At 36.9% G+C, this 6,552-nt stretch carries 3 protein-coding genes; all 3 read right to left on the bottom strand.

Annotated elements, in window-relative coordinates; genetic code table 11:
- On the bottom strand, positions 1–614 hold a 614-nt coding region (locus CI949_RS14950; RefSeq protein ID WP_290767721.1), incomplete at its 3' end, for a carboxypeptidase regulatory-like domain-containing protein.
- A gap of 28 nt (positions 615–642) precedes the next feature.
- Positions 643–2,565: an autotransporter gene (locus CI949_RS14945; RefSeq protein ID WP_133529750.1), complete on the bottom strand. Its 1,923-nt coding sequence runs from the start codon at positions 2,563–2,565 to the stop codon at positions 643–645.
- Positions 2,566–3,174: 609 nt separating this feature from the next.
- On the bottom strand, positions 3,175–6,429 hold the full coding sequence (locus CI949_RS14940; protein ID WP_290767717.1) for a hypothetical protein: 3,255 nt from the start codon (positions 6,427–6,429) through the stop codon (positions 3,175–3,177).
- Positions 6,430–6,552 lie beyond the last annotated feature (123 nt).

The raw sequence follows: 6,552 nt of genomic DNA, 5'->3' as shown, positions 1-6,552 counted from the left end.
AATTTTAATCTAATTGGCATTCCAACTTCTGGTGAATAAACTTTTACTGTTACCTTTGTTTTGGTATCTGTAAAAGGTACTGCTGGTATAGAGTCATCTAATCCTGTAGATACTGTAACTCCTGCCCAGGTTTCTGCAGTATTAGGTTTTATTAATTTCATCACTTGGTTTGATGCATCCTTAGGATCTTCTACTATTTCTCCTGATGCACCTCCAAAACCTCTAAATTCTGGCGCTGTTGCTTCATCAAAATTTACTATCGTTGTTGAAGTGCCCTCTGAATCTTCAGAAGAGCTTTCAGATAAAGCAATATCTAAACTACTATCTGAATTGCTGATATTTACTGGAGCTGAAGCATTTCCATAACCATCAGCGCTAACACTAACTTTATATTCACCATAAGATAAATCAATCTGTGCCAATCCATTAGCATTAGTTGTCTCTTTTTTTCCATCAACCTCTACTGCTGCTCCTTCAATTGGATCACCAGTTGTCTCATCAGTTACATTTGTTGTTAATGTATAATCAACCATTACACTCTCATTATCACTACTACAACCTGCCAGAGCCAGTAATCCCATCATTAAAACCATTAATATCGCAATTTTCTTCAATTTTCTACCTCCTGTAGTTTACCTATAATTAAAAGTTAACTGTAAAAGTCGCTTTAATCTCATGAGTTGTATAACCATCATAACCTGGAGCTACCCACTTAGCAACCCAGTGATCAGAACCGTGTTCCCAGCTTTCGCCACCATCATACCACTGATGTTCTGCTTCTTTTTTATAAACAGAATTTACTAAAGCATCAGTTGTAATATTTTCCGGTCTATTTAGATCATAATTGTCATACTTATAGAGAATATCAAAAGTAGTATTAGCAGATACCTGATAGCTTGTTCCCAGCTTAATTAAATGCTGTCTACCATTAGCATCTTCAAATACATCATTATTCTCTGTAGCGTAGCCTAAGTCATAGCTACCAGTTAAAGTAACTTTGTCATTTAATACATAGGTATTTCCTACACCTAATTTAATTCTATTTTCGGTAGAAAAGTTTTGGTCTATTGTCTCATCATCACCAGTATAGTAATTCAAGTCTCCACGTAAGTTAGTAGTTAATTTTTCGTTTTCAATTACTGTATAACTTCCATTAATGTTAAAGTCATTGTAAGTTATATCAGTTTCTTCAACTGTTCCACTGCCGCTATTAGTCATGCTTTTAGTTCTATAAGAAGTTTCAGCAGCCCAGGGACCTCTTGAAGCCTCTAAAGTTAATTTGGTTTCTTTTTCATTTGTATCTTCATTCTCATTTTTGGCAGTCAGGGTTTTATCATAGTCACTGTACTCTAAACGAGCAGTTGGATATAATCTTACAGGCAATAAATAACTTCCCTCTACAGCAAAGCCTTTGTTATATCCAGTCCCATCTTCAAAACTGAAGCTAGAATTACCAAGCCAGGAATCCATAGAATGATCTGCTCCTACTGCAGCCACATAATCTTCTCCGACATTTGTATAACTAAGTTTAATTTGAGAATCTGGCAGTGGAATAAACTTTGCTCCCACTTCAACAACATTAGTATCTCCATCTCTATCTATTTCATGAGTTGGTGGAGCCCATGGTGTATTTCGAGCATTAACAACTTCTGTAACATCATCACCATAGTTAGCTGTAATAAATTCACCATCTAGAAAAATACGATGTCCAATTCTATATTCACCATTCAGTGCCAGTCTTAAAATATCTTTATCTAAGTCATAATCCTCTGTAGTATTATAGTCATCATCGAAATTAGTATCAGTACCCTTATCATGAGTATTTACAAGTAGCAATCCTGCACTTCCATTAGCAAATCCTTTTTTGAAATCCGCTCCATAAACAATTTTGTCTGCAGGTCTTGATACACCATCATTGGCTTCAATAATAATATCATCACCATCTGCACTTGCTGTACCAGTTTCACTTTCACTTGTCTGGAAAATAAAAGCCCTGGTCCCAACATCAGATAACTCAGTTTCCACTAATATACCTTCACCATAAGGTGTCAAATCTCCCCAGTTATCTTCAAACTGTGTTGCCAGTACCCGCGGATTAAAATCATAGTTAAAGTTATTGGTAACTACAATTTTTGCATCCTCAGTATCTGCAGTTACAGTTAGATCTTTTAAAAGCACTGGATTATTATCTCTTACAGTTGGAGTTTCCTGTCCTCTTGTTACTCCAGTTCCATTAGGATAACCTAAAAATTCATCCACTAAAGATTCAAAACTAACATCTGCTGTAATATTTGAGCTGATATTAGCTGTCATATTTAAAAGCAATTTGTTTTGAAACTTTTCTCGGTTATCATTTCCATTATCAGTTGTAGACTGCTTCCAGTCACCAGTTCCAAAAATATTGGTATTCCCGTTCATTGAATAAAACTGTTTACCATCAACCTCTGTAAACTCGTCAAATATAAAATACATTGCTCCGTTAAAATTTACACTTGCCAGAGCAGTTGTTGTTACAGCAAAAGTCAAAACCATTACTAAAATAAGTAAAATAGATACTTTTTTCATTTATATTTTCCTCCCTTTCAGTCTGAACTAAATTTAAAATAGATTAGAAAACTAATTTCTTCTGATCTTTTAAAGATCCCTTATAAACTTATTTTAAATTAGTTAACTAAAAGACGAACTTGTATTCCCTTAGTTATTATTCATCAGAAAGGATTGTAATTTCTTATGTAAATGATATAATTATATAAGGTCACTTCACTTTAGGTACTGGTTGGACGCCTGTAGCCCTAAAGGGAGTGGCTCTTTTAATTTCCTTTCCAATCTGCTTTCATTCCCGACAATCACCTCCCTTAAATTAAATGACTAAAAATTATAACACTAGGCTAACTAAAAACATAATTTACAATTTTCTTTCTTTTTCGACATAAAGAAAAAATTTGGAATCGGAAAAAGCCTTCTGCCGCCAATAGGGGTTAGCGGCAGCATTTCTTTTCCCTTTTTGCTCTTAGTTTTAGCTTTAATTTATATTAAATATTTCCCAGCCTGGATATCCTGCATTTTGCATCACATTTCAAGAAATCGATTTAGACTTCATGCTCAGAATTCCAGGCGGAAAATATTAATCCCTTATGTGAATAAATTCTTTTTAACCAGGTTCAATAAAACGATTTAGGTACCGGGTACAAAAAAGATGTCTATTCTTTTTATCTCGCCATTTCTAACTTTGCGAGCTGTTTCTCCTCTTAGTTCGGCAGCCTCGACTTCAAACTCTTTTCCATCAGCAGCAGTTAATTTATATTTAGCAATTACTGCTTTATCCTCACCAAAGGTATCTTTTCGGCTCGGATTATGATAGATTACCAGAGTCTGTCCTAAAAATCTGTAGGCAAAAGCTGCTTGTGGAATCACTACTTCAGCTGTTTCTGTTTCACTTAACTGCAGAGTTACTTCTCTTTCTTCCTCTGTAAATAAGTCTGAACTTAATTTTGGCTCCGGTTGATAGATTAATTCTCCGTCTTGATATTTAAACGGCTGCTCACCAAAGGCCATCAGGGACCACATATTGATATATTCTGCAGTTGAACCACTGAGTCTTGCTATATAACCGCGACCGTGGTTTTTAGTATCTCCATTTAAACTGCTTAAGATAAAGGAAGAATTCTCTAAAATACTGCGGCCATATCTTTCCGGATCCTGAAAAGGTACCAGCGCATCATTGATTGCCTGATAGTACTCCTTATATAAACCACTTTTTAGAAGTTCCAGTAGATATTTATATTCCATGTGCAGCCAGATTGATCCGTTTTCCAGCCAGCCAGGACTGAAGGCTCTCGCTCTTCCAATCTCATAGCTTTCTGCACTCAAGTCACCATTAACTCGGTACATTTTAAGCTTCTCGTCAAACAGTTCACTATTTTGAACTGCTTCGGCAAGCTTTTTAGCTTTCTGGTCATCTTTTAGGATCTTCATCCCTCTTACCTGAGCTTCCAGGAATGGAGGCAGTCGGTGCTGCTTAAATTTCTTAACTGCTACCCTTTCCAGTCCATTTTCTGATTTTTGACCAAGTTTATCATATTCTTCAACCTGATAACTGTAGTACATTGTGTAGAGTCCATTATCTTCTTCAGCCAGCTTTACAGCCCGCTCAAGTTTGGCTTCAACTTTATTTAAAAAGCTCATTATTTTTCTTGTAGACACTGCCACTTCTCTACCGGCCAGGTCAGCAAATACATTATCCCGGTATTCTTCCTTAATCTTACCGGCCTGCTGCCAGTATAGGAAGTCCTGATCAGATTTCACTTCTGTTAGCAGGTGATCCAGATTGGCCAGAAAATCAGCAATTTCTGCAGCCAGAGCAATCTCTGTTTCCAGATTAAGCTCAGATAGAGCTTCTGACATAAATCTAACCATCCGCAGTAATTCCATTGTCTCAGCAATTGATGAACCAAAAATACCAGGCAGACCATTTAAAGCATCATACCAGCCGGGCTTATTAGCTTCCATCTCAATTCCCATTCCGTAGGGATCAAGGCTGGCAGTTTTATTCAGCACTAAAGTAAGGAGCTTGTTGAACAGACTGGTATTATAAATTTCTCCTTTTTTAGTCCGCAGATAATATGGAAACTTACTGCGAGCAGCAATTTCTTCCTGCTTTTTCTTGTCTGCAGCAACCGCATTATACTGACGAACTCCATTTTCAGTTAAGAAATATTTTTCACTGCGGGGCTTAACCCGAACATAGGAATCGTAAAATGTATAGTCTAAGTCCTCAAATAGAAGTTTCTTTTTCTTTTCCGGATATAAAGCCAGATAATTTTCGATTAAATCAAGATTGTAGGTCCAGTGATCAATCCAGTAGCCCTCACCAAACTTAGCTTCTGTCCAGCTTTCGGCTTCCTCAACTACAAGGTCGATAAAGTCTGTAAGTGAAGATTTAAGTTCCAGCTTGCGGCTGTCGATAAAAACAGCTACTTCCCCAGGTGTAAATGGCTTTTCCAGACGCTGTCTAAATTCAGCTTTTGCCTCACCCTCAAGCTCAGCCATCACTTTATCAACAGCTTTACTCTCAGTTAAAATAAACTTGCTGCCCTCAATTACCAGTGGGTTATAGCCATCTGTCTGAATTAAATCAGCAAATAATTTAAGGTTATCTCTTTTGATTTCCGGGTTGAAATAGAGATCGCAGCGTCGGTTCTGATTAACATCTCTAAAATTACCATTTCCCTGAGAATAATAGGTCGGCTCTAAAAGAAATTCATTATAATCTCTCTCCAGGTCTCCGTGTTTACGGGAAAAAATATGGTAGGTCTTTTTGTTTTCCTGACCCAATGTTAAGGGGAAACCACCTCGAAGCAGGTTATCCATAAAAGTCTGACGGCTGTAAGCATCAAGTTCTTTATTACCGCTGACTGTAAAGATATGATCTGCATAATAATTATGAATCTTTTTTGATTCTTTTCTTTTTTCTTTCAGATATCCAGGTTCTAATACTTTATCCTTAATTTCACTCAGTCTATCTTCATCAGCCAGGTTACCAAAAACTGAAGCAAGCTCCAATTTTTCGCCGGCCTTTAATTTCTTTTTAGCTGCTGCCATGGCAGATGGGAAGCGGTTCTCTAAAATCTGCTCTCCCTTAAATCCAGCCAGTTCTTCTCTTTCAAAGCCGGGTGCTGTTTCCAGGCTGGTTTTTTCGGCAAAAATAACATCCGGATCAACCAGTGGTGTCAGCAGCTCGTTTTTATTACCGCGAGCAAAGGAAATATAAAAATTACCGGCTGTCATCTGCTTAACTTCAGCCTCATCTTCAGCTGAAGCTCTCAGCTTATAAAATGGAGTTTTGCTCTCAAAAGAATCAACCTTAGCCCAGGCAGAAATAGTCTGACTGACCTCTTTTAAGGCTCCATTTTCAATCCCAAAAGGAACTAAAATCGGCATTCCATCTAATACTTCAAGCTCTCTTTCCTGATTAGATGTATTCTCAACTTTCACTTCTCTAACTAAAGCTCCAAAATCTTCGTTGGGCAGTATATAATAGCTGACTGTAGTTTTTAAACCCAGCTCACTATTTTCTTCTTCAATCTTTAAAGAATCAGGAGCAATTGTCATTTTACTTTCGATATTTTCATTTAAATCTCTGAATGCTTCGTAAACTGTGTTTTCATCTTTCAACTTAATAAAAGTTCTAAAACCTTTTGTTGCCACATTCTGATAGGATTTATTGGCCGGATAAAACTCCATGATGGCGTTATCCTTATTCCGCGAGCCAAAACTGGCAACTCCCTGACCTCGATTTACATAAAAGGCCCAGATTGGAATTCCAAATTTACCTGCAATTCCCGGCAGAAAACTGGCAAATGTTTTCTGCTCCTGATAATTTTTTATAATAAATTGACCTTCATTATTTAATGAATAAACATCTTTCATTTTTTAACCTCCTGCACGATTTGCCGTTACGTCAAATCTAATAGTTTTTTTAAAAATATTAATAGTTATCATAATTGTCAGGTTAGGAATCTGCATAAAATGCAGGAATCCCTCCCCCTGAGC

The organism is Halanaerobium sp. (assembly GCF_003070835.1).
The sequence above is the reverse complement of the archived record's forward strand: the minus strand, read 5'-3'. Positions and strand labels throughout refer to the sequence as shown.

Bases quoted from the DNA above. Each gene is read 5' to 3' on its own strand.
- CI949_RS14940 (WP_290767717.1), bottom strand. From the start codon at position 6,429: ATGAAAGATGTTTATTCATTAAATAATGAAGGTCAATTTATTATAAAA.
- CI949_RS14945 (WP_133529750.1), bottom strand. From the start codon at position 2,565: ATGAAAAAAGTATCTATTTTACTTATTTTAGTAATGGTTTTGACTTTT.